19 protein-coding genes are annotated in these 23,144 nt (G+C 57.5%); 6 read left to right on the forward strand and 13 right to left on the reverse strand.

The window, feature by feature from the left end; all coding sequences use genetic code 11:
• Positions 1 to 8: 8 nt before the first annotated feature.
• The 6 genes from AC07W0_RS02400 to rplM all read right to left on the reverse strand — a co-directional run bounded on the left by AC07W0_RS02400 (position 9) and on the right by rplM (position 4,458).
• A complete protein-coding gene (locus tag AC07W0_RS02400; protein WP_010568030.1) occupies positions 9 to 626 on the reverse strand; it encodes a glutathione S-transferase N-terminal domain-containing protein in 618 nt (205 codons plus the stop codon).
• A 146-nt stretch (positions 627 to 772) separates the two neighbouring features.
• Positions 773 to 1,552, reverse strand: a complete 780-nt coding sequence (locus tag AC07W0_RS02405) for a cytochrome c1 (RefSeq protein ID WP_017845420.1) — start codon at positions 1,550 to 1,552, stop codon at positions 773 to 775.
• Positions 1,552 to 2,763, reverse strand: coding sequence for a cytochrome b (locus tag AC07W0_RS02410; RefSeq protein ID WP_017845421.1), 1,212 nt, complete (start codon positions 2,761 to 2,763; stop codon positions 1,552 to 1,554). Before AC07W0_RS02410 ends, AC07W0_RS02405 begins: the two co-directional genes overlap by 1 nt.
• A complete protein-coding gene (petA, locus tag AC07W0_RS02415; RefSeq protein WP_026139825.1) occupies positions 2,763 to 3,356 on the reverse strand; it encodes a ubiquinol-cytochrome c reductase iron-sulfur subunit in 594 nt (197 codons plus the stop codon). Before petA ends, AC07W0_RS02410 begins: the two co-directional genes overlap by 1 nt.
• 266 nt (positions 3,357 to 3,622) lie before the next feature.
• Positions 3,623 to 4,015: a 30S ribosomal protein S9 gene (rpsI, locus tag AC07W0_RS02420; RefSeq protein ID WP_003171743.1), complete on the reverse strand. Its 393-nt coding sequence runs from the start codon at positions 4,013 to 4,015 to the stop codon at positions 3,623 to 3,625.
• Positions 4,016 to 4,029: 14 nt separating this feature from the next.
• Complete coding sequence (gene rplM / locus AC07W0_RS02425; RefSeq protein ID WP_010568039.1) at positions 4,030 to 4,458, reverse strand: 50S ribosomal protein L13; 429 nt, start codon at positions 4,456 to 4,458, stop codon at positions 4,030 to 4,032.
• A gap of 248 nt (positions 4,459 to 4,706) precedes the next feature.
• On the opposite strand from rplM, the gene AC07W0_RS02430 reads away from it, so the two are divergent.
• Complete coding sequence (locus AC07W0_RS02430; RefSeq protein ID WP_102617140.1) at positions 4,707 to 5,747, forward strand: NADP(H)-dependent aldo-keto reductase; 1,041 nt, start codon at positions 4,707 to 4,709, stop codon at positions 5,745 to 5,747.
• Between the two features lie 114 nt (positions 5,748 to 5,861).
• Here AC07W0_RS02430 and AC07W0_RS02435 read toward each other — a convergent pair whose 3' ends face one another.
• Positions 5,862 to 6,998: an acyl-CoA dehydrogenase family protein gene (locus AC07W0_RS02435; RefSeq protein WP_017845424.1), complete on the reverse strand. Its 1,137-nt coding sequence runs from the start codon at positions 6,996 to 6,998 to the stop codon at positions 5,862 to 5,864.
• Between the two features lie 220 nt (positions 6,999 to 7,218).
• Between AC07W0_RS02435 and AC07W0_RS02440 the strand changes: the two genes are divergently transcribed.
• Complete coding sequence (locus AC07W0_RS02440) at positions 7,219 to 8,139, forward strand: GlxA family transcriptional regulator (RefSeq protein ID WP_173677803.1); 921 nt, start codon at positions 7,219 to 7,221, stop codon at positions 8,137 to 8,139.
• Between the two features lie 128 nt (positions 8,140 to 8,267).
• Here the strand turns inward: AC07W0_RS02440 and zapE are convergent, their stop codons facing one another.
• The 3 genes from zapE to AC07W0_RS02455 all read right to left on the reverse strand — a co-directional run bounded on the left by zapE (position 8,268) and on the right by AC07W0_RS02455 (position 11,451).
• Positions 8,268 to 9,362 carry a cell division protein ZapE gene (gene zapE / locus AC07W0_RS02445; RefSeq protein WP_026139826.1) on the reverse strand — a complete coding sequence of 365 codons (1,095 nt, stop codon included), beginning with the start codon at positions 9,360 to 9,362 and terminating at the stop codon, positions 8,268 to 8,270.
• Between the two features lie 79 nt (positions 9,363 to 9,441).
• A complete protein-coding gene (locus AC07W0_RS02450; RefSeq protein WP_017845427.1) occupies positions 9,442 to 10,797 on the reverse strand; it encodes a tryptophan--tRNA ligase in 1,356 nt (451 codons plus the stop codon).
• Positions 10,798 to 10,821: 24 nt separating this feature from the next.
• Positions 10,822 to 11,451 carry an alpha/beta hydrolase gene (locus AC07W0_RS02455; RefSeq protein ID WP_026139827.1) on the reverse strand — a complete coding sequence of 210 codons (630 nt, stop codon included), beginning with the start codon at positions 11,449 to 11,451 and terminating at the stop codon, positions 10,822 to 10,824.
• 147 nt (positions 11,452 to 11,598) lie between these two features.
• Between AC07W0_RS02455 and AC07W0_RS02460 the strand changes: the two genes are divergently transcribed.
• Positions 11,599 to 12,036 (forward strand): Z-ring associated ZapG family protein, encoded by a 438-nt coding sequence (locus AC07W0_RS02460; protein WP_003171734.1) that lies wholly within the window; start codon positions 11,599 to 11,601, stop codon positions 12,034 to 12,036.
• Positions 12,037 to 12,234: 198 nt separating this feature from the next.
• Here the strand turns inward: AC07W0_RS02460 and AC07W0_RS02465 are convergent, their stop codons facing one another.
• Entirely contained in the window at positions 12,235 to 13,959 is a 1,725-nt protein-coding gene (locus tag AC07W0_RS02465; protein WP_102617141.1) for an ABC transporter ATP-binding protein/permease, read from the reverse strand.
• Between the two features lie 256 nt (positions 13,960 to 14,215).
• On the opposite strand from AC07W0_RS02465, the gene AC07W0_RS02470 reads away from it, so the two are divergent.
• Positions 14,216 to 16,732: a dermonecrotic toxin domain-containing protein gene (locus AC07W0_RS02470; protein WP_256580721.1), complete on the forward strand. Its 2,517-nt coding sequence runs from the start codon at positions 14,216 to 14,218 to the stop codon at positions 16,730 to 16,732.
• Positions 16,733 to 16,904: 172 nt separating this feature from the next.
• Here AC07W0_RS02470 and AC07W0_RS02475 read toward each other — a convergent pair whose 3' ends face one another.
• Positions 16,905 to 17,465, reverse strand: a complete 561-nt coding sequence (locus AC07W0_RS02475; RefSeq protein ID WP_004372278.1) for a response regulator transcription factor — start codon at positions 17,463 to 17,465, stop codon at positions 16,905 to 16,907.
• Positions 17,458 to 18,720, reverse strand: coding sequence for an ATP-binding protein (locus AC07W0_RS02480; protein WP_017845431.1), 1,263 nt, complete (start codon positions 18,718 to 18,720; stop codon positions 17,458 to 17,460). Before AC07W0_RS02480 ends, AC07W0_RS02475 begins: the two co-directional genes overlap by 8 nt.
• A 204-nt stretch (positions 18,721 to 18,924) precedes the next feature.
• Between AC07W0_RS02480 and AC07W0_RS02485 the strand changes: the two genes are divergently transcribed.
• Positions 18,925 to 19,635, forward strand: a complete 711-nt coding sequence (locus tag AC07W0_RS02485) for an SIMPL domain-containing protein (RefSeq protein ID WP_017845432.1) — start codon at positions 18,925 to 18,927, stop codon at positions 19,633 to 19,635.
• 818 nt (positions 19,636 to 20,453) lie between these two features.
• Complete coding sequence (locus tag AC07W0_RS02490) at positions 20,454 to 23,135, forward strand: hypothetical protein (protein WP_102617142.1); 2,682 nt, start codon at positions 20,454 to 20,456, stop codon at positions 23,133 to 23,135.
• Positions 23,136 to 23,144: the final 9 nt, after the last annotated feature.

Raw genomic sequence — 23,144 nt, forward strand, 5'->3', positions numbered from 1 at the left:
CTTAAGCCTTAGCGCATATCGCGTTCGACACCAGACAGACTCGCCTGGAAAGCCTCACGCGCAAACTGGCGCTCCATGTAATCAAGCAGCGGCTTGGCCGGCCGCGGCAGTTCAATGCCCATAATCGGCAAGCGCCAGAGTATGGGTAATAGGCAGCAATCCACCAGGCTTTGTTCCTCACTGAGGAAAAAAGGCTTGTCGGCGAACAATGGCGAAACGCCCGTCAGGCTCTCGCGCAATTCCTTGCGCGCCACGACACGGGCCGCCTCTTTGCTGCGCGAATCCAGAATCAAATCCACCAGCCCGCACCAGTCGCGCTGAATCCGATGGATCAGCAGGCGGCTGTTGGCACGCGCCACCGGGTACACCGGCAGCAAAGGCGGATGCGGGTAACGCTCATCCAGATATTCCATCACCACGGTTGACTCCCACAACGCCAGGTCACGATCGACCAGGGTGGGCAAGCTGCCGTAAGGGTTCACTTCGATCAGCTTCGGCGGGTGACGACCCACCTCCACACTGATGATCTCGGCGCTGACACCCTTCTCTGCGAGCACGATGCGTACTCGGTGGGAATAGTGGTCGGCGGGGTCGGAGTAACAGGCCAACCGATTGGTCACGCCCATGGCGGTCCTCCTCGCTTGTTGAAATTATCGAAAGCTCAAAAACGAGCGCGCCCAGAGAGCATCTCAGTAGTACCTGATGACCAGGTCGCTACGGGTTAGAGATGCCGCTGGGCGCGCAAGATTAACAGCAATTGCTTACGGTTGGATCAATGCACATCCTTCCAGTATTCGCGCTTGAGCAGATAAGCGAATACGAAGAAGAAAGCCAGGTACAGCAAGACATACGTACCAATGCGCTGGTGCTGCAGTTTGACCGGGTTGGCCGAGTAGGCCAGGAAGGTCACGAGATTCTTGACCTTCTCGTCGAACTGCTCTTCGTTCAGCGCGCCGGACTTGGGCACGATGGTCAGTTGATCGCACGCTTCATGTGTCAGCGGCGTGCCGGTCAACGGGTCAAATTGCTTCTTGCCGCCCTCGACTACCTGAACCTGCTTGCATCCTATCACTTGGCGACCCTGCAGGCCGACCAGAACGTTAGGCATACCGACGTTCGGGAACACCACGTTGTTCACGCCCCATGGACGCGCAGGGTCTTCGTAGAAGGATTTCAGGTAGCCGTAGAGCCAATCGGTACCGCGAACCCGCGCCACCAAAGTCAGGTCGGGCGGCGCAGCGCCGAACCAGTTCTTGGCGTCCGCTGGCTGCATGCCGATATTCATGTGGTCGCCAATCTTGGCGCCGGTGAACACCAGCTTGTCGAGCATCACCTCGTGCGGGATGCCCAGGTCATCGGCAACACGCTCGTAACGCTGGAACTTGGCGCTGTGGCAACCCATGCAATAGTTGGCGAACGTGCGTGCGCCGTCCTGCATGGCCGCTTTATCAGACACGTCGATAGCGACTTTTTCCAACTCAGGACCTTGCTCGGCAGCGAAGGACAGTAGCGGCAGCGCCGCAAGCATCAATGCAACGAATAATTTTTTCATCAGCCAGTCACCCTTTCCGGAACCGGTTTGGTCTTCTCTAGCCGGGTATAGAACGGCATCAGAATGAAGTAGGCGAAGTACAGGAAGGTGCAAACCTGCGACAGCAACGTGCGCTCAGGGGTTGGCGCCAGGACGCCCAGCACACCCAGGATCACGAACGCAATGCAGAACACCCACAGCCAGATCTTGCTCAGCCAGCCCTTGTAGCGCATGGACTTGACCGGGCTTCGGTCGAGCCAAGGCAGCACGAACAGCACCGCGATGGCCGCACCCATGGCGATTACGCCCATGAGCTTGTCGGGGATCGCCCGCAAGATCGCGTAGAACGGCGTGAAGTACCAGACCGGGGCAATATGCACAGGTGTCTTGAAAGCGTTGGCCTGTTCGAAGTTAGGTTTTTCCAGGAAATAACCCCCCATCTCCGGGAAAAAGAACACGATCGAGCAGAACACGAACAGGAACACGACGACACCGACAATGTCTTTCACGGTGTAGTACGGGTGGAACGGGATGCCATCCAGCGGGATGCCGTTCTCGTCCTTGTGCTTCTTGATGTCCACACCGTCGGGGTTGTTGGAACCCACTTCGTGCAGCGCCAGGATGTGCAGCACCACCAGGCCGAGAATCACGATCGGCAAGGCCACTACGTGCAAGGCGAAGAAGCGGTTCAGGGTGATGCCCGAGATCAGGTAGTCACCACGGATCCACTGCGTCAGGTCGTTGCCGATCACCGGGATCGCACCGAACAGCGAGATGATCACCTGGGCGCCCCAGTACGACATCTGGCCCCACGGCAGCAGGTAGCCCATGAAGGCTTCAGCCATCAGCGCCAGGTAGATCAGCATGCCGAACACCCACACCAGCTCACGAGGCTTCTGGTACGAACCGTAGAGCAAACCACGGAACATATGCAGGTAGACCACGATGAAGAACGCCGAGGCGCCGGTGGAGTGCAACAGGCGCAGGATCGAGCCGTACTCGACGTCACGCATGATGTATTCGACGGAAGCGAATGCCTCCTCCGCCGAAGGGGTGTAGCTCATGGTCAGCCAGACGCCGGTGACGATCTGGTTGACCAGCACCAGCAGTGCCAGGGAGCCGAAGAAGTAGAAGAAGTTGAAGTTTTTTGGCGCGTAATACTTGCTGAGATGGTCTTCCCACATTTTGGTGGCGGGGAAGCGCGCATCCACCCAATCCATGAACTTACTCATCACGCGTTCTCCTTGTCGAGGCCAATGACAATGATGTCGTTAGATTCGTAGTTATGCGGAGGCACGGGTAGGTTCAGTGGAGCAGGTTGCGACTTGTAGACGCGTCCGGCCAGGTCGTAGTGCGAACCGTGGCAGGGGCAGAAATAGCCGCCGACCCAATCTTTGCCCAGGTCGACCGGCGCCACTTCAGGGCGGAAAGTAGGTGAGCATCCCAGGTGGGTACACAGCCCGACCAGCAGCAGAATCTCTGGCTTGATCGAACGTGCTTCGTTTTTGGCGTAGGCGGGTTGGTCGGAAAACTCAGATTTGGGGTCAGACAACTGGCCTTCGATCTTTTTCAGATTTCCCAGGATTTCCTCCGTTCGACGAACAATGAAGACCGGCTGACCGCGCCACTCAGCAATCATCTGCTGGCCTGGCTCGATCTTGCTGATATTCACCTTCACCGGTGCACCTGCGGCTTTCGCCTTGGCACTGGGAAACCATGACCCCACGAACGGGACCGCAGCCCCCACCGCTCCTGCAGCACCCACCACGGATGTGGCTGCTACCAAGAAGCGACGCCGGCCTGCATTCACGCCGTCATTGCTCATTCAGTCCTCTCCCATCAGCTTTTTGGCCTGTTAAATCAGGCGTCTACTAAGTATTAAATCTGAACTTATAAAAATTTTGCCGAATGGTAATGAAAAGCCCCACCCCTGACAAGGGAATTACCCGGAGCTCCAGCTCCAAGCCTTGTAGTATAGGGGGTCTACGGCTGTGGCAAGTTGTCACGCCGAAATTTATGCATAAATAGCAGGCAATAAAAAACGCCCAGCTCCGTAAGGAGGCTGGGCGTTTTTGTGCAACGTAAAGCGAATTAACGCTTCGAGTACTGCGGACGCTTACGCGCTTTACGCAGACCGACTTTCTTACGTTCAACTTCACGAGCATCACGAGTCACGAAGCCAGCTTTGCGCAGAGCGCCACGCAGGGTTTCGTCGTACTGCATCAGAGCGCGAGTGATACCGTGGCGGATTGCGCCAGCTTGACCACTTACACCGCCACCGATAACGGTGACGTAGATGTCGAACTTTTCAACAGTCTCGGTCAATTCCAGCGGCTGACGAACTACCATGCGGGCAGTTTCGCGGCCGAAGAAGTTGTCCAGAGTGCGGTTGTTGATCGAGATGTTACCAGTGCCCGGACGCAGGAAAACGCGTGCGGTTGCGGTTTTGCGACGGCCAGTGCCGTAATTTTGAGTCGCCGACATAATGAACTATTCCGTTAAAACTTCAGTTCTTGGGGCTGCTGAGCAGCATGAGGGTGAGCAGCGCCCGCATAGACTTTCAGCTTGCGAAACATATCGCGACCCAGTGGGCCCTTCGGCAGCATGCCTTTAACCGCGATTTCAATCGGGGCCTCAGGCTTCTTGGCGATCAGACCTTCGAAATTGGAAGACTTGATGCCGCCTGGGAAACCGGAGTGACGGTAGTACATTTTGTCTTGCGCTTTGTTGCCGGTAACACGTACCTGCTCAGCGTTGATGATCACGATGTAGTCACCGGTGTCAACGTGAGGGGTGTATTCAGGCTTGTGCTTGCCACGCAGACGGCTGGCGACTTCAGTGGCCAGACGACCCAGAGTCTGACCAGCGGCGTCGACGACAAACCAGTCGCGCTGAACTGTTTCCGGTTTTGCAGTAAAAGTTGTCATTCTTTAATAGCCTCAGGGGCCGCCCTGTAAATTAGACGGCGGATCTTACTGAATAGTGCGTACTTTGACAAGTCAAAGGCAGCCGGATACAGACGCTATCGGGGGCTCGGGTCGGCGCGTCCGTTCAACGGCAAGATTCTTCGGCAGGCGGCGCATCACTTCCACTGCAGAAAGAGGTGGGCAATTATGCAGATTGCGAAAAAAAATTCAACCTGCTTTTATGATTGTTTTCCCCGAAGGAGCACCCGATGGATTATCGACAGCTGGGCCGTACCGATCTGCACGTAAGCGCGATAGCCTTGGGCACCATGACCTGGGGCGAGCAGAACAGCGAGGCAGAGGCCTTCGCGCAGATCGAACGGGCCAAGGCCGCGGGGATCAACTTCCTCGACACGGCGGAAATGTACCCGGTGCCGCCCAAGGCCGACACCTATGCCACCACCGAGCGCTACATCGGGAATTACTTCAAAAGCCGCGGCGACCGCGCCGACTGGATTCTCGCCAGCAAGATCGCCGGCCCCGGCAACACCATCGACTATATCCGCGGCGGCCACCTGCGCCACAACCGCCAGCACATCGTCGAAGCCCTGGATGCGAGCCTCAAGCGCCTGCAGACCGACTGGATCGACCTCTACCAGTTGCACTGGCCGGAGCGCAGCACCAACTTCTTCGGCCAGCTGGGCTACAAGCACAAGGACGAAGACGACCTGACGCCGCTGGAGGAAACCCTCGAAGCGCTGGACGCGCAGGTGAAGGCCGGCAAGATCCGCCACATCGGTCTGTCCAACGAAACGCCGTGGGGCACCATGAAGTTCCTCGCCCTGGCCGAAGCCCGCGGCTGGACCCGCGCGGTGTCGATCCAGAACCCCTACAACCTGCTCAACCGCAGCTTTGAAGTGGGCCTGGCGGAAATCGCCATTCGCGAACAGTGCGGTCTGCTGGCTTATTCGCCCCTGGCATTCGGCATGCTCAGCGGCAAATACGAAGGCGGTGCGCGCCCGGCAAAAGCCCGCCTGACCGAATACAGCCGCTTCAGCCGCTATTTCAACCCGCAGTCGGAAGCAGCGTGCAGCCGTTATGTGGCCCTGGCCCGCGAACACGGCCTGGACCCGGCGCAGATGGCGTTGGCGTTCGTCACGCAGCAGCCGTTCGTGACCAGCAACATCATTGGTGCGACGAGCCTGGAGCAACTGGACAGCAACCTTGCCAGCGCTGACCTGAAACTGTCGAAAGAGGTGCTGGAGGGGATTGAGGCGATTCAGAAGGATCATCCTAATCCAGCACCTTGATTGATCTCTAGACCGCTATCGGGGGCAAGCTCCCTCCCACACTTAGCCGTGTGAACCCAGTAAAACGTGGGAGGGGGCTTGCCCCCGATGAGGCCCTCAGCCACACCATCGAAATCAAAGCGCCCGCGCAATAATCTCCTTCATGATCTCATTGGTCCCCGCATAAATCCGCTGCACCCGCGCATCCGCCCAGGCGCGGGCGATCGGGTATTCCCACATGAAGCCGTAGCCGCCGTGCAATTGCACACACTCGTCGAGCACCTTGCATTGCAGGTCCGTGGCCCAGTACTTGGCCATCGCGGCGGTGGGCACGTCGAGCTTGCCCTCCAGGTGCAACGCCAGGCACTTATCGACGAACACGCGGCCGATCTGGATCTCGGTGGCCATCTCCGCCAGTTTGAAGCGGGTGTTCTGGAAGTCGGCAATCGCCTTGCCGAAGGCCTTGCGCTCACGGGTGTAGTCGAGGGTCCATTGCAGCGCCGCTTCGGCTGACGCCAGCGCGCCAATCGCCACGGTCAAGCGCTCCTGGGGCAGCTCCTGCATCAAGTAGGCGAAGCCCATGCCTGCCTGGCCCAGCAGGTTTTCCTTGGGCACACGGACATCCTGGAAGAACAGCTCCGAGGTGTCCTGGGCCTTCATGCCGACCTTCTCCAGGCGCTTGCCCTTGTCGAAGCCCGGCGTAGCGGCCTCCACCAGGAACAGGCTGGTGCCCTTGGCGCCGGCCTTGGGGTCGGTCTTGGCGACCACGATCACCAGATCGGCGAGAAAGCCGTTGGTGATGAAGGTCTTGGAGCCGTTGATCACATACTCATCGCCGTCCAGCACCGCCGTGGTCTTGACCCCTTGCAGGTCGGACCCGGCGCCCGGCTCGGTCATGGCGATGGCCGTGACCTTCTCGCCGGAGATCAATTGGGGCAGGTATTGGTGCTTCAGCGCTTCACTGCCGTAATGCAGGATATACGGCGCGACAATGTCCGAATGCAGGGAGAAGCCGATGCCGGTCAGGCCCAGGCGGCTGATCTCTTCGATCACCACCGCGCTGTAGAGAAAGTCCGCGCCCAGGCCGCCGTACTCCTCCGGCAGATGGGAACACAACATCCCCGCCTCGCCGGCCTTGTTCCACAGCGCACGGTCGATATAGCCCTGCTTCTCCCATTGCGCATGGAACGGCGCAGCGTCTTTTTCAAGGAAGGTACGCACGCTCTGGCGGAAGAGTTCGTGTTCCGGGCTGAACAACGTTCTGGGGATCATGAGGTCACCTGCGTGGATTGTCGGACAAAGACGAACCACAGAGCCTATGCCGCGAAGGCGTCACAGGACACTGGACACATGCGACAAAAAATAAGACGATCCAGCCGTCTGGTGACCACTTTCCCCTATAAGAATAAATGAAATTATGTCTAACCAAATCTCCACGCCCTTGCGGCGCGTCAGCATTTTGGCCATTGATCGGGTGTTCGCTTCCACCCTCATGCAAGCCAAGGATTTCTTCCACCTCGCCAGCCTGCGTTACGGCAAACAACAAGGCCTGGGCCTGACTCCCGCGTTCGAAACGCGCCTGGTCAGCCCCGACGGGCAATCGGTGCGCAGCTTCAGTGATGTAATCATGCCGGTGGACGGCGGCCTGGAAGACGCCGACATCATCGTGTTGCCGGCCTTCTGGGATGACTTCGATACCCTGAGTACACGCTACCCGCAAGTGCTGCCGTGGCTGCGCGAACAGCACGCCCGCGGCGCAGTGCTCTGCGGCGAAGCGACCGGGGTGTTCTGGCTGGCCGAAGCCGGGCTGCTCGATGGCAAGGAGGCGACCACCTACTGGCGTTTCTTCACTGCCTTCAGCGAGCGCTTCCCCAAGGTCCAGCTCAACCAGGACAAGCACCTGACCGACGCCGACAACCTGTACTGCGCCGGCGGCACCACCTCGGCCTGCGACCTCTATATCTATCTGATCGAACGCTTCTGCGGCGCCAACATCGCCCAGGCCGTGGCCCGCGATATTCTTTACGAAGTGCAGCGCAACTATTCGCCGGGACGGATCGGTTTCGGCGGGCAGAAGCTGCACCAGGATGTGATCATCCTGCAGATCCAGCACTGGCTCGAAGAGCATTTCGCCGACAAGTTCCGCTTCGAGGACGTGGCCCGGGAGCACGGCATGAGCATCCGCAACTTCATGCGCCGCTTCCAGACCGCCACCGGCGACAAGCCGCTGCATTACCTGCAACGCTTGCGCATCGAGACGGCGAAAGGGCTGCTCTCGGGCAGCCGCAAGAGCATCAAGACCATCAGTTATGAGGTGGGCTACGACGATGCGAGCTTCTTTGCGCGGCTGTTCAGGCAGCACACCGAGCTGTCACCGAACCAGTACCGCCAGCAGTTCCAGCAAGCCGCGTAATCAGGGCTGTACAGAGACAAAATGTGGGAGGGGGCTTGCTCCCGATAGCGGTGTATCAGTCAGTACATCTGGCACTGATACACCGCTATCGGGGCAAGCCCCCTCCCACACTTTTTACTGTGTCGTGCTTAGGGTTTGTGCGCCCGCGACAGGAACTCGTGGGATTGCATCTCCAGCAGGCGGCTCAGGGTGCGCTGGAATTCGAAGTTCAAGCGACCGCCGGTGTAGAGGTCCTTGAGCTCGACTTCCGCCGAGATGATCAACTTGACGTTGCGGTCGTAGAACTCGTCGACCATGTTGATAAAGCGGCGCGCGATGTCGTCGGTGCTGACGCTCATCTGCTCCACGCCACTGAGGATCACGGCGTGGAAGATCTTGCCCAGTTCGATGTAGTCGTTCTGGCTGCGCGGGCCGTCGCACAGTTCGCGGAAGTCGAACCAGGCCACGTCATCGCAGGTACGCAGCGCGATGATTTGGCGGTTTTCGATGATCAACTTGTCGTTTTCCACCGCATGGGTGCATTCCGGCGTGAGGGCGCGGAAGCTTTTGCGCAGGCTATCTTGCGCCGCGTCGTTGAGCGGAAAGTGGAACAACTCCGCTTGCTCCAGGTGCCGCAGGCGGTAATCGACACCGCTGTCGACGTTGACGATCTCGGTGTTCTGCTTGATCAGCGCAATGGCCGGCAGGAAGCGCGCGCGTTGCAGGCCGTCCTTGTACAGGCCATCGGGCACGATGTTCGAGGTGGCGACCAGGGTCACGCCGTTCTTGAACAGCTCTTCCATCAGGGTGCCAAGGATCATGGCGTCGGTGATGTCGGAGACGAAGAACTCATCGAAGCAGATCACCCGCGCCTCTGCGGAGAACCGCTTGGCGATGATGGTCAACGGGTTTTTCTCGCCCGGCAGGGTTTTCATCTCTTCATGGACGCGCTTCATGAAGCGGTGGAAGTGCGTGCGGACCTTTTCCTTGAACGGCAGCGCTTCGAAGAAGGTGTCCACCAGGTAGGTCTTGCCGCGACCCACGCCGCCCCAGAAGTACAGGCCCTTGACCGGCGTGCGGTCTTTCTTGCCAAACAGCTTGCCGAGCATCCCTGGCTTACTCTGCGAGGCCGCGACCAGGTCTTCGTACAGACGCTGCAAATGACGCACCGCCGTTTCCTGGGCCGCGTCATGGAAGAATTCAGGGCGTTTCAGATCAGCTTGATATCGTTCTAGGGGCGTCATAATTTCGTTAGCAAGGCAACAAAAACGGGCCGTCACTGTAACGACGGCCCCGGATAATGGCAATCAACCCTTGGTCGGGTTAATCCTCGAGGGGGGTCAGCGCAACGCGCAGGGCTTCGATGGCGGCATCGCGCGACGCGGTGTCGGCGAATGGCGCGCTGTCGGCAACCGCAGCGTCGTCCAGCCATACGCTGAAGCTCAGGGCTTCAGGGCGCACGTCCAGCGCGGCGCCGCTTTGCAATTGCTTGGTCACGGCGCCCGCCGCCTTGCCATCGGCAAAATTGCGCGACAGCAGCAGTTGCTCGCCATCGGCCGCCAGCAGGCGGAAGCGGAAGCTGCCGTCGTCTTCGCGGAAACTCACGAAGCGCGCGGCTTTCGCGGCCTTTTTCTTGGTGCTGACCGGCGCCGCGGCCTGGTTGACGAACGAACGCAGGCCAACGGCCTCACGCAGCTCGGCGAGGAACGGCGCGGCCACGGCGCGGGCTTTTTTGGCGCCGATCAGCAGCAGGTCTTCCATGTCCGCCGGGCGCGACATCAATTGGTGGTAACGCTCACGGGCTTCACCCAGTTGCCCGTCCAGCAGTTGGAACAGACGGTTCTTCGCCTCGCCCCAGCCCAGGCCTTGCAGCAACTCGGCGCGGAATTCCTGTTCCTGGGCCTTGCTGGCAAACGCCTGGTACAGGGTGAACAGGTGCGAATTGTCCGGGTCCTTGGCTTCGCCGGGCGCGCGGGAGTCGGTGACGATCCGCGAGATCGCGTCTTTCATGTCCTTGGCGCTGGTGAACAACGGGATGGTGTTGTCGTAGCTCTTCGACATCTTGCGACCGTCCAGGCCCGGCAAGGTGGCGACGCTTTCTTCGATCACCGCCTCGGGCAGGGTGAAGAACTCTTTACCGTTGCCGAACAGGTGGTTGAAGCGCTGGCCGATGTCGCGGGCCATTTCCACGTGCTGGATCTGGTCGCGACCCACCGGCACCTTGTGCGCGTTGAACATCAAAATGTCCGCCGCCATCAGCACCGGGTAGCTGTACAGGCCCATGGTGATGCCCGCATCCGGGTCTTCGCCGTTTTCCACGTTCTTGTCCACCGACGCCTTGTAGGCGTGGGCGCGGTTGAGCAGGCCCTTGGCGGCGACGCAGGTCAGCAGCCAGGTCAGCTCGGGGATCTCGGGAATGTCGGACTGGCGATAGAACGTCACTCGGTTCACATCCAGGCCACCGGCCAGCCAGGTCGCGGCGATTTCCATACGCGAGCGCTGGATGCGCTGCGGGTCATCGCATTTGATCAGGGCGTGGTAGTCGGCCAGGAAGTAGAAGGAGTCGGCATTGGCGTCCTGACTGGCAAGGATCGCCGGGCGGATCGCACCGGCGTAGTTGCCCAGGTGCGGCGTGCCGGTGGTGGTGATGCCGGTGAGGATACGGGTACGAGTCGTCATGGGTAATCGCTTATCAGACTGCTATCAATTCGAGAGGCGCGGCAGCACCAGATCCTTGAGATCGGTGAGCTTGCCATGAAAAAAGTGTCCGCATTCTGCCACTTTCAGCAGCTCATGGGGGCGTTTCAGGGCGGCGGACCAGTCGTAGACGCATTGCGGGTCGACCACTTCGTCGGTTTCCGGCTGGATCAGGGTCAGCGGGCAGTTCTGCGGCAGCAGGTCGGCATCGCCCAGGCGCATCACCGCGGCGGCGACCATGAACAGGTGCGCGAGCTTTTCGCCCTTGGCTTCCAGACGACCGCCGAGGCTGGCGGCGACATAGCCACCAAACGAAAAACCGAGCAAGGTGATCGGCAGGTCGGGGTGTTTCTTGCGCAACCAGGTGGCGGCCGCTTCGGCATCGTCCACTTCGCCGCTGGCCATGTCATGGGTGCCGGCGCTGGCACCGACGCCACGGTAATTGAATCGCAAGGTGATCAAACCGGCATCGCGGGCGGTGCGTTGCAGGGTCGAAACAACTTTATTGAGCATGGTCCCACCCTGCACCGGGTTAGGGTGGCAGATCAGCGCCAGGCCACGTGGCGCGGGCTGATCCAGGTACAGGGCTTCCAATTGGCCTACCGGGCCATCGATCAAAACAGGGGTTTCACGCATGAGCAAGGAATGAACTCCGTGACCTCTCAAAGGGTCGACTCGTCTAGCTAAAAGTCTGTGCATGGCATCATTGCGAGCTTAATCGCGGTATACAGCGCAGGTCCGAGCCGTTAACGTAAAGCAAAGCCGTTTATAGAGGAAGGACTCGTGGAACACTCGCTCTTAGTTTGGTTGTTGCCGACTCTTGCCCTGGTTGCCGGTGTCGCCATTGGATTCCTGGTTGCTCGCTTGCTGCCGAATGCCGCGCCTAACCGCACGCAGCGTCAGTTGGATGACATTCAGGAACGTTTTGACAGTTATCAGAACGAGGTTGTTACCCACTTCAACAGCACCGCGACCCTGGTCAAGAAGCTCACCCAGAGCTACCAGGAAGTACAGGATCACCTCGCCGACGGCGCCAACCGCCTGGCGCTCGACGACATCACCCGTCAGCGCCTGCTGGCCGCGCTGCATTCCGATGCACCGCAAACCCCACGGGAACGCCTGACCCCGCCACGGGAAAACCAGGAGCCGCCACGGGACTACGCGCCAAAAACGCCGAACGCCCCTGGCATGCTGGATGAGCATTACGGCCTGAAGAAGTAAGTCTTTTCAGGCGCTGTAAAAAAGCCCGGCTGATCGATGATCAGCCGGGCTTTTTGTTGGGCCTCAATCTCCAGACCAGCGGGGATGCCATTGTGGGAGGGAGCTTGCTCCCGATAGCGGCGGATCAGTTGATATATGGGCTGACTGACACACTGCTATCGGGAGCAAGCGCCCTCCCACACTGACCGAGTCCGGCCCTCAGGACACGGGTTGTTCTTGCAGGTGGCCGCTTTCGATCCGCACATGCCGCCCATGGAAGCGCTTGAGGCTGCTGCGATGGCCGACGCTGACGATGCTCAGCCCCGGCAGCTCATCGATCAACGCCTGGTACAACGTCGCCTCATCCTCTTCATCCATGGCCGATGTCGCTTCGTCCATGTACAGCCACTGCGGTGCGAACAACAACGCACGGGCAAAGGCCAGGCGCTGCTGCTCGCCGGGCGAGAGCATGCGCTGCCAGTGGTTGGCTTCGTCCAGCCGCGCGACCAGATGCGGCAAGCGGCAGGTTTCCAGGACCTGTGCATAACGTTCGTCCATGTACACGCCGTCGTCCTGTGGATAACTCAACGCGGCCTTCAACGTGCCAATCGGCAGATACGGCTTCTGCGGCAGGAACAGGTAACGCGCCTCCGGCAGGCGGATGCTGCCATGGCCCGCCGGCCACAGCTGGCCCATGGCACGCAGCAACGTACTTTTACCGCTGCCGGAACGCCCGCTGAGCATCAGGCGCTGGCCCGGCTCGACGACCATGTCGGCGCCGGCGAGCAAGTGGCGGCCATCGGCCAGATCCATGCCGAGCTTCTCTACCACCAGGCGCTCGCCTTCCGGGCGCACGTCGATGGCCGCGGGGCGCTGCTCGTTATCGCTCATGGCCTGCTGGAAACTCAGCAGACGATCACTGGTGGCGCGCCAACTGGCCAGCTCCGTGTACGCGCCGATAAACCAGCTGAAGTTCTCCTGGACGTTGCCGAACGCCGAGTTGATTTGCATCAGCTCGCCCAGCTCGATCTTGCCGGTGAAGTAGCGCGGCGCGGCGACGATGAACGGGAAGATGATTGCGATCTGGCTGTAGCCGGCAGTGAAGAAAGTCAGGCGCTTGGACACTTTCATGATGTCCCAGAAGTTATGCCAGACCCGGCCGAAGCGTTGGCTCAAACGGCGATTTTCGTTGGGCTCGCCGTTGTACAAGGCAATGCTCTCGGCATTCTCGCGCACCCGGACCATCGAGAAGCGCAAATCCGCCTCGAAGCGTTGTTGTTGATTGTTCAGCCCGATCAAGCGACGCCCGATCAGGTGCGTCAGCCAACTGCCCACGGCGGCATAGAGCAATGCACACCAGAACATGTAGCCGGGAATGGTGATACCGAACACTTCGATGCTGCCCGACACACCCCACAGGATGATCGAAAACGACACCAGGCTGACCACATTGCGCAGCAGGCCCAGGCCGAGGCTCAAGCTGCTGGAGGTGAAGTTATTGAGGTCTTCGGAGATCCGCTGGTCCGGGTTATCGGTATAACCGCCCTGCTCCAGCTGGTAGTAGTTTTTGTCGCTGAGCCAGCGTGCGAAGTGTTTTTCGGTCAACCAGGCCCGCCAGCGGATGGTCAGCATCTGGGTCAGGTACAAGCGATAAACCGCACCGAGGATGGCCACCGCAGCGATGCCGCCGAAATAGCCGATCAGTTGCCAGAAGGCCGCCGTGTCCTTATGTTCCAGGGCGTTGTAGAAATCCTTGTACCAGTGGTTGATCCACACGGAGATCGCGACGCTGAACAGCGACAAACCAATCACCGCCAACAACAGCAACCACGCCGTGCCCTTTTCTTCACTGCGCCAATAGGGCGTGATCATCGCCCAGGTTCGGCGAAAAAAGTGCCCACGCACCGCGTCGTTGACCGCGGAATACTCAGCGTTCTGATTCATCGTTCAGGCTCTGTAAGAAAATGTAACAGGCGTTTGAACCGATCATAGACGATCGGTTCAGGGTTCCGTCCAGCTTGAAGCAGATTGTTCAGACTTCGTTCAGCGCCATACCGGACGCTTTGCAGCTTGAAGAGTCAATCGAAAGAGTCAGGGCCTACCTCATAGAGTAAAAACACCCACCCAAAACAGGAACCTTCCCGCGACACAAAACCACATAGGTGACTATTGATACCACATTGAATTACTGGACGCTCTTATGCAGATTGCTCTCCCTCCCATTAATCTCCTCCACCTGCCAACTGAGCCTGCATTACCTTCCGACCGCAACGGTCATCAAGAAGCAAGCGCACATCCGCGCCATAGACGCTCAATAGATTCCTCCCCACCTAACAATCAAGAAGTGGTGCAGGAAGTCGTACCAAACACCAATTCTTCAAAGGGCGGATACGTCGAAGTCAATGTAAATCCTGATCCAAACAAAGGCATCGGGGTGGGTGAGAAAGCCCCTGAGCCCGTCAACTCTGATTCCAACATCAACGTCGACCCGGTTACACAGGAGATTTCCGGCGCCTTCAAAACAGTTAAAGAAGAAGCCTCTATTTTTCTGAAAAAAAAATTTGCCGAGATGGCGGCACAGGCAGCGACCCCAGCCGAAAAAGAAAAATGGAATATAGATCCCGACAACACCTACCTGATTACGTATGACTACAACACCACCGGGGAAAAACCTTACCCCGCGAAAATCATCAAGCGAATCTCATTGACCGAGGCGCTCATTACCAATGCACAGGACACGCCAACGGGTGCAGGTTACCAAGTACCTTTCTACGCCGGAGGCCCTGAGGTCATCGTTAAACCCGAATTGGAGACACATACCCCTGGCGTCTTCAACTTCGGCAGTCGCTTCAACCCTTACACTGAAAAGGCGGACATCACCCATACCTACCAAGGTATTTACATAGAGTCCTCGGAAGAACCTGCTCCGGTTTACAACGGAGGAAACCAGAGCGCAATCACGCCCGATGAGTTCAAAAAACTGATCTGGAAGGCGGACTATCAAAAGCCCTACGATCAATTCCTGAATGAGTTCTGGAGCAACCACGAGAAGAAGTATCCATTGCTGGCCAAATCGTCGCTTGTCAAAGCCGCCATGAGCCAGCATCAAGAACAAAGCCTCAGTAAGGAAGGCCGTGATCTGGTCATGCGAGCTTCCGGGTTAGCAGGCAACCAGGCGTCGTGGCCGGACATCAAGCTTGAAGACTTACAAAAGAATCCACCAAAGGATCCCGACATTGAAGTTGGGATGCTGAAAGTCGGGAACTTTCAGTCTACCGACCTTATGTACATCACGGACAAAAAGGTCAGGTTTGATGCCAACGGTAAAAAACTCCCACCGCTCACGCTGTTGCACATACCGGGAAACTCTTCCCCCATTCACACCTTCAACGGCCAGACCGAAATGAAAGCATGGTTCGCCGAGCAAATGGCGGACCCCGTCAAACGCGAAGCGATGGCCGGGCACTTCCCGCTCAAAGACAAACCTAACGGCTATGCACAAGCAGGCATAGACGAGACGCTGGCCGGACTCGGTACCTGGCCTGAAAAACGCGAAACTCCGGGGGGATTACTTTCCTATGATCATCGGGCTTTCAGCGGCTTCTGGGACCCACAAGACTTCATTAAGGCAGAACCCAGTCACTCGCCTTTCGATGAAATCACGACACGTCAGAAAGATCGCTCTTATTCGGATGCCGCGGTGGATATCACCAGTGACAGGGACGTCATCAAGAATAATATTATTTCCGGCTTGGAAAAGGCTGCAAAAGCAGCACTATTCCTGACTCCGCTGGCTTTTGTAATGCCTGAAGTGGCACTGACATTGGATGCATTCTATCTGGCCAGCGGGATAACCGAGGCAGGGATTGGCATTGACGACAAAGTACATGGCAAACCGACTGGCAACCAACGCATCATATTCGGTTTTTTCAACGCCGCGATCGCCGTGCTCCCACATATCGCGAAGACTGGCAAATCGGGGGAGGAAGCCGCCGCTAGCGAAATCAAACCTGGCGAGGAACCCAAACCGAACGAACTGAACCCTGAACATGAGCCGCCTGCTGAAATCGAAGCGGAAGGGGACGCTCCGACTGTCGAAGTCAAAATGGGCGGCCCGATGAAGAATCTGAAAATTGTTGGCAATGAAGTCCATACCTTCGAGGACACTTACAAAGCCGGAAGACGACTCAACATTGTTGCACATGGTTCTAAACCATATCGGCCCGGTACGTTCTTTGGCGAAGACTCAAAAGTTGTGATCGACGGAAAAGGTTACTCACCAAAAAAACTAATAGCCTTATTGAAAAGCAAAGGTATAGATCCAGAAAAATATGACTCTGTACGGCTTATAGTTTGTCATTCAGGCGAAGGGCGTGGAAGCTCGTTCGCTGCAAAATTTCAAAAAGAGATCAATAAGCCCGTCAAGGCTTTTGAGGGAGGGGTGTTCACAAATTTTGGCTCAACCACACTGAAAAACTATCGAGACAAGTACGTCACTCAAATCATGGCGTCAAATCCAAAAATTACGCGTCAAGAGGCTGAGCGCATAGCTGAAGCGAAACTACAAGCCGACCATAATGACTATAGCGTTACAAAAATAAATAAAAACGACGGCCAACCGACCACCATCAATAGCGCTCCGCCGGGAGAGCCCCCAAAATATGAAGATTCTACAGTTGAATATAAACCCGTGTATTTCCCGCCCAAACAGCCATGAGCACTCTTTCTCAACCGAGTGAACATGGAAAACGTGTGCGATATGTATTGAAGGTCGCCAGGCCAAAAATACTCAGCCTTCCATACCTACCCGCAACACAGGATAAAATGCTGAAAACTCAAGTGTTCGAGGCTCAAGCACAGCACGATATCCCGCGTTCTGTTCCTAGGGTTCAGCGCCGTACCGGGCGCTTCTGCAGCTTGCGTTGCAGGGTACGCCGGTGCATGCCCAGCGCGCGGGCGGTGGCCGAGATATTGCCTTCATGCTCGGTCAGCACGCGCTGGATGTGTTCCCACTGCAGGCGGTCCACCGACATCGGGTTTTCCGGCACCAGGGTGTCGAGGTCGGCATGCTCGGAGAGCAAGGCGGCCAGCACATCGTCGGCGTCCGCCGGTTTGCACAGGTAGTTGCAGGCGCCACGCTTGATGGCTTCGACAGCGGTGGCAATGCTGGAATAACCGGTGAGGATCACCACACGCATTTCCGGATCGAGTTCGAGCAGCTTGGGCAGCAGCACCAGGCCGGAGTCGCCGTCCATTTTCAGGTCGAGCGCGGCGTAGTCCGGCAGGTCGGCCTGGGCGATGCTCAGGCCCTCTTCCGCGGAGCCCGCGGTGCTGACGCGGAAACCGCGACGGCTCATGGCACGCGCCATGACGCGGGTAAAGGTAGCGTCATCATCTACCAGCAACAGGTGCGGCAGTTCTTCGCCTTCGACTTGGATCTCATCACTCATCGATATCTCCTCGTGCGACACGGGGCAGGCGCAGCTCGGTGAGCGTGCCGCCTTCCTCATGACTATAGAGCTTCACTGAGCCGCCCGCGCGGGTCACGCTGGCCTTGCTCAAAAACAGGCCGAGGCCGAAGCCTTTGCCCTTGGTGGTAAAGAAAGGTTTACCGATCTGCTCGGCAATAGCCAGCGGCACGCCTGCGCCGTGGTCACGAATGCTGATGGTGAGGTTTTCCGTGTCCCAGTCCAGCTGCACTTCCAGGCCTTCGGGGCAGGCATCGGCGGCATTGTTCAACAGGTTGAGCAGGGCTTGGGTCAGGTCCGGCGGCGGCGCCATGCGCGGCACGCTGCCCTGCCCCAGCAGGTGGAAACGGTAACTGGCTTCGGGACGCATCAGGTGCCAGCGGTTCAAGGCTTCGTCGAGCCACTGGGTCACGTCCTGCATCTCCACCGCCAGGCGGCGGTTGGCTTCGGCGGCGCGCACCAGTTGCTGCAAGGTTTGCTTGCACTGCTTGACCTGTTCGCGCAGCACGCCGAGGTCTTCTTGCAGCGCCGGATCGTGATGGTCCTGGGTCATTTCGTTGAGCAGCACGCTCATGGTCGCCAGGGGCGTGCCCAACTCATGGGCCGCACCGGCGGCCTGGGTCGCGACGGCCAGCAGTTGCTGGTCGCGCAGGCCTTCTTCGCGGCGGATGGCGCGCAATTCTTCCTGGCGGCGCAGTTCTTCGGCCATGCGCGCGGCAAAAAAGGTGATGACTGCCGCGGACAGCGCGAAGCTCAGCCACATCCCGTAGATCTGCAGGTTTTCCCGGGCGATGGGGAACGTCTGCAACGGGTAGAACTGCGCCAGCAGCAAGGTGTACAGGGTCAGGGCAATGCCGGAGAGTATCACCGAGTAGCGCCACGGCAAGGTCACGGCCGCGATGGTCAAGGGCACCAGGTAATACGAAACGAACGGATTGGTGGAACCACCGGAGAAATACAGCAACACACTGTGGATAAACAGGTCGCAGGCCAACTGCAGGGCGTATTCCAGCTCGGTCACCGGCCAGGTGGTACGCAACCGGATGGCGGTAAACGCACACAACACGGTGGAAAAACCCAGGGTCACGCTCAGTTGCAGCCACGGCAGCGGCAGCAGGTCGAACCAATAGGCAAGCCCGACGGAACCGGCCTGCGCGGCCAATACCAAGGTGCGAATGAACGTCAGGCGCCAGAGGTTCTGGCGGGTGGCGGAAGTCAGTTTTACGGCGGCGAGCATGAGCTCTCCCGGTGAGCGCTGCAGGCGGATCGGCAGGAGTATAAACGAAGCCGACCGGCAGACACGGCGCGTGTGGCTCTTTGACGCAGGCGCGCTGAATGACCGTTCGTCGGCACTGCGACAACTTGTAGTGAATGTGTAAACCCGAAGAACCCGGCACCACCGTCTACAGTCATACCGATACGAACAATCCAAGGAGCTTCCATGTCCCGTTTCATTCGCAACGCAGCCGCTCTCACCCTCAGCGCCAGCACCCTGGCCAGCCTCCCGGCCGTCGCCGCCGATGAGTTGCATTACAACCAGATCGCCCTGCGCGCCGAAGTCAGCCAGGAAGTGGCCCGCGACAAGATGATCGTGACGCTCTATACCGAATCCCAGAACGCCGACCCCGCCAAGCTCGCCGCCGACATCACCACCACCATGAACCAGGCCCTGGGCCAGGCCCGCGAAGTCAAGGCCGTGACCCTGCGTCAGGGCAGCCGCAACAGCTACCCGATCTACGACAATAAGAATCAGAAGATCACCGGTTGGCGTGAACGCGCCGAACTGCGCCTGGAGAGCGCAGACTTCCCGGCGCTGTCCAAGCTCACCGGCGAGTTGCTCAACACCCTGAAAATGCAAAACATGGAATTCGCCATCGCTGACACCACGCGCAGGTCCAGCGAAGACGCCCTGCTCAAGGACGCGGTCAGCGCATTCAAGGCTCGCGCCCAACTGGCCACCGATGCGTTGGGCGGCAAGGGTTATAAGATCGTCAACCTGAACTTCAACACCAATGGTTATCCACAACCTTACGCACGCGGCGGGATGATGATGAAAGCCGCCATGATGGATTCGGCGCCGACGCCGGAAGTGGAAGCCGGTACCAGTCAGGTAAGCATGAGTGCCGATGGGGTGATCGAAGTCCTGCAATAAGCCTTTTGAAGCACACGAAAACGGCGCGGCCCCGAAGGGCTTGCGCCGTTTTTTTTGGACGGTCGATCAGCCATGGGAATGGAGCCGAGGCAGGCGTGACCTGAAGCAGACACAACCGCAGCCAACCCGCTCAAAGCAAGGGACGTGATGATGGTTCGAATCACTTTAACGTAGGATTTTTTCAGAATACTGCAAGCCTTTCTTTAATACAGACGTCTAGCACGAGCCCCATGCAATGACGTGGAACTGTTCAGTCTTATATAACCACCTATTTTCATCATTCTCCCAACCTAGATTAAGAAGTTACGCAACAGCCCATAACAGAGGTCAATTTCACGTCTGACTTAATTTCCCGCCCGCCGATTAATCCGGGCTTAATTCGGGCATATGCGTTTCGAAAAACGAACAGTGTTTATGAACTTCACGCCTACATCGAGCCGATCATGAATATCAATCCGTTCCTCCAGCCACCCTCGTTAATCCCCCCACTCTCCGTACAAAGTCGTCACGCCAGGTCGATTAATGACTCATCCGCTCCACAAAAAAAATGGTCGGGAGAGGAGAGTGAGCCAGAGTCAAAAAAGACAGGGGTTGAACAAAAACCGATTGCAACCTCTTCCCCTGATCCGGAACTTGAGGCCCGCACGACCACCATTTATGGGTCAACCACCGTTTCCGCCCCCAACGCGAACTACACACTTACGCAACGAGAACAGCGTATCGACGGCTATGCCAATCGCGTAAATACGCAGATTGGCCAAATAGAAAACGGTAGCGAAGGTGAAAGAAATATCAAATTCCAGCGCGCGCGCCAGTTTATGGAACCCGCAGGATACTTTAGTGGTGGTTTATTATCCGCCGGCTACGACCCGCACGAAAAGTTCACGGTGACGTTCAGCTCTTATACAGGCAAGGGGAAACCCGAGACATTGACCAACACTCAAAAGCGCACTTACTTTGCGTGGGAAATTGCTGCGGGCTCTCTTGCGCACGATAAAGTCCAACGTGGCGGCCCGATCAACTTCCAAGAAATGGAAATCGCGTCAAGCGACCGGGGTAAAATCAATAATCTGGAATCCGTCGGCCAGACACTCCAAGATCATTGGGAAAATGAAATAGCCAGCTCGATGCGGGACGCTTCCGGCATCCTGGCAAAACGCTCCGGAAAAGCGGACGCCTATGTATTGAAGGGAACCTTGCAGAGCCTGTCCAACGACAGTGAAAGTTTTAAACTGTTAAGCCCCGAAGCTCAAACCGCCATCAAACGCACGCTTGAGCAAAATGGACAAGTCATCGTCCCCAACATTTACGGCTACCCAATGGCGGGGTATGCATTTATTCCTTACACGCCCTACGACGGTAATTATGAGCACAGACCCAACAAGGGTGTGATGGTCGACTTGAAGAACGGTGCCGCCCACGAAATAAAAGGCGATGATGATTTCGCCAACTGGGCCAAAAGCAATCGTGACAACTTGCAAAAAAGTTTCAATGCCCGCGACAGACAAGGCGGCATAGATGCACATTGGCCCAAGGCGGGGGAAGTACTCGATAACTTGATTGAGGGTAATCACGCCAACTACCCAGGTTATCAAAACCTCGTCAAGGATCAAGCCATACCAGTTCGCGAGGTATTTAATTACACGCGATCACGAGGTAGCGACTATCATTTGAAATATGGCAACCTCAATGACAGCATTGCTACCTGCTACCAAGACTTAAATGCCAAGAATGCGGTATGGAGTGACCAAACCCAAGTATTTGGCTCCTCACAACAAGGTTGGAAGGGTGCGAAAGATTTTTGGGGCAATACCTTCGGCTACGTTCCCGTCCTGGGCAACGTAGGTATTATTGCCTTCGGCATACATGACGGTATCTATGGCATGACGGCGCAGGATCGCGTTGGCGGCAATGCCGCGGCGGTTATATCCAGCCTGCAACTTGCACATGAACTTACACCGATCGGGATAGAAGCCGGGCTGGGCGAAAATACCGGCACCGCGGCTATCGGCCTGAATTACAACTGGCGATACAACGCAGCGACAAGCGATTTTGAGTTGGTGCGGGCCCCCGAACTTCCATCTACCGCAAATCAAGCTCCCGTTTCAATGGGAGGCGCGCCTGAAGTAAACGTAAATCCAGCGCCGCCTCCGTCAGCCTCCTTTCCGGGTATGCAAGAGGTGGAGTTTAACGGGAGAAAATACTTCGCCAGCAATACGCCGGACGCCGGGGATGGGGCGCATTACATACTGCGTGTTCAGCACCCAGAAGATCCGTCCAAGCTGGCCAATAGCGGCATTATTGCCAAGCCTGATGAGGCGGGCGTCTGGAAAAACAAAGGCGATGCGGGTCACCCACAGTTACCGCCGAGCGACGACGCTCAGAATGGAATTCCGCCAATCAACCGGTTGCGCCCCAGCCAGTCGGGGGACATCAGCAAATATGCGCTGCCCAATGGCGAGAAACTCATTGAGAACGCAGTGCCCAACACCAAAGGCATTTATCAGGCCACCGACGAAAAACGCTGGTTCATCCGCTATGCCGACGATACGGGTTTGCAAAAAGTGTATGAGATCAGAAGTGATTTCAAACTCAGTGATAACTATGTCCAGATCATTGACCCCAATACCAGGAAGCCTGTATTGACCGTATATGCCAACGGTGACGGACAGTGGTCCACCGCCAGAGGCCAAGGTGGCTGGCCTTGGAATCGCGCCCCTTCGTCCCCTCCCACAGAGGCTGCCAAGATACCGCCAAAACTTTCGGATGGATTCGAAGCGTTGGGCGATCCCAAGACAAGTGGTGCCGATAAGTTTGACGAAGTCTTTAACTACAACAACGACACCACCTACCAACAATCCGTCAGCAATTATAAAGAAGGGGACGTACTTAAACGTAAACTCAATATTTCCTGGACCGTCGACGAAGACAACTTCGAAGTTTATTCCAGCGAAAAGTCGCAGCCTAATGAGTACAGTACAACGCCCTACTCGCCAAACTTCCTGAAGGACTTGAACCGCGACCATTACAGCGTAAGGATAAAACAACCAGACGGTTATACGACCGTGGAGCTGGATGCCTCAGGCAGCGCGGATGGTGAAACGCTGCGCCAGCGACTCAAGCAGTTCGAAGAGGCCATCCCCGACCCGCTCTTACGCTCGCGCATATCTGAAGTGGCTCATCAGGGCAGTGTCGCTCCCACATCGGTCGAGTTAAAAATGAACCAACTACAAGAGCATGTCGGCTTCAAAGGCAAGGACACCCATTACATCATCACCTACGATCCAGAAACAAATACGGCCAAGGTTCAATTTGACGCGAAAATGACATTACTCGATCTGGATAAAGATGCGGCTGAAATTCCCAATATGGAGGTCAGCGCACAACGCACCTTCGAGATTGCTGAATCCAACGAACTGGACCCAGACGCAAATCCTTACGCCATCAATAAAAAGGCCCCCTTCACCCTGACCGCCTCGAGTATCGTCGAGGTGAAATAACACCGGCGA

The organism is Pseudomonas sp. GW704-F2, assembly GCF_059423025.1.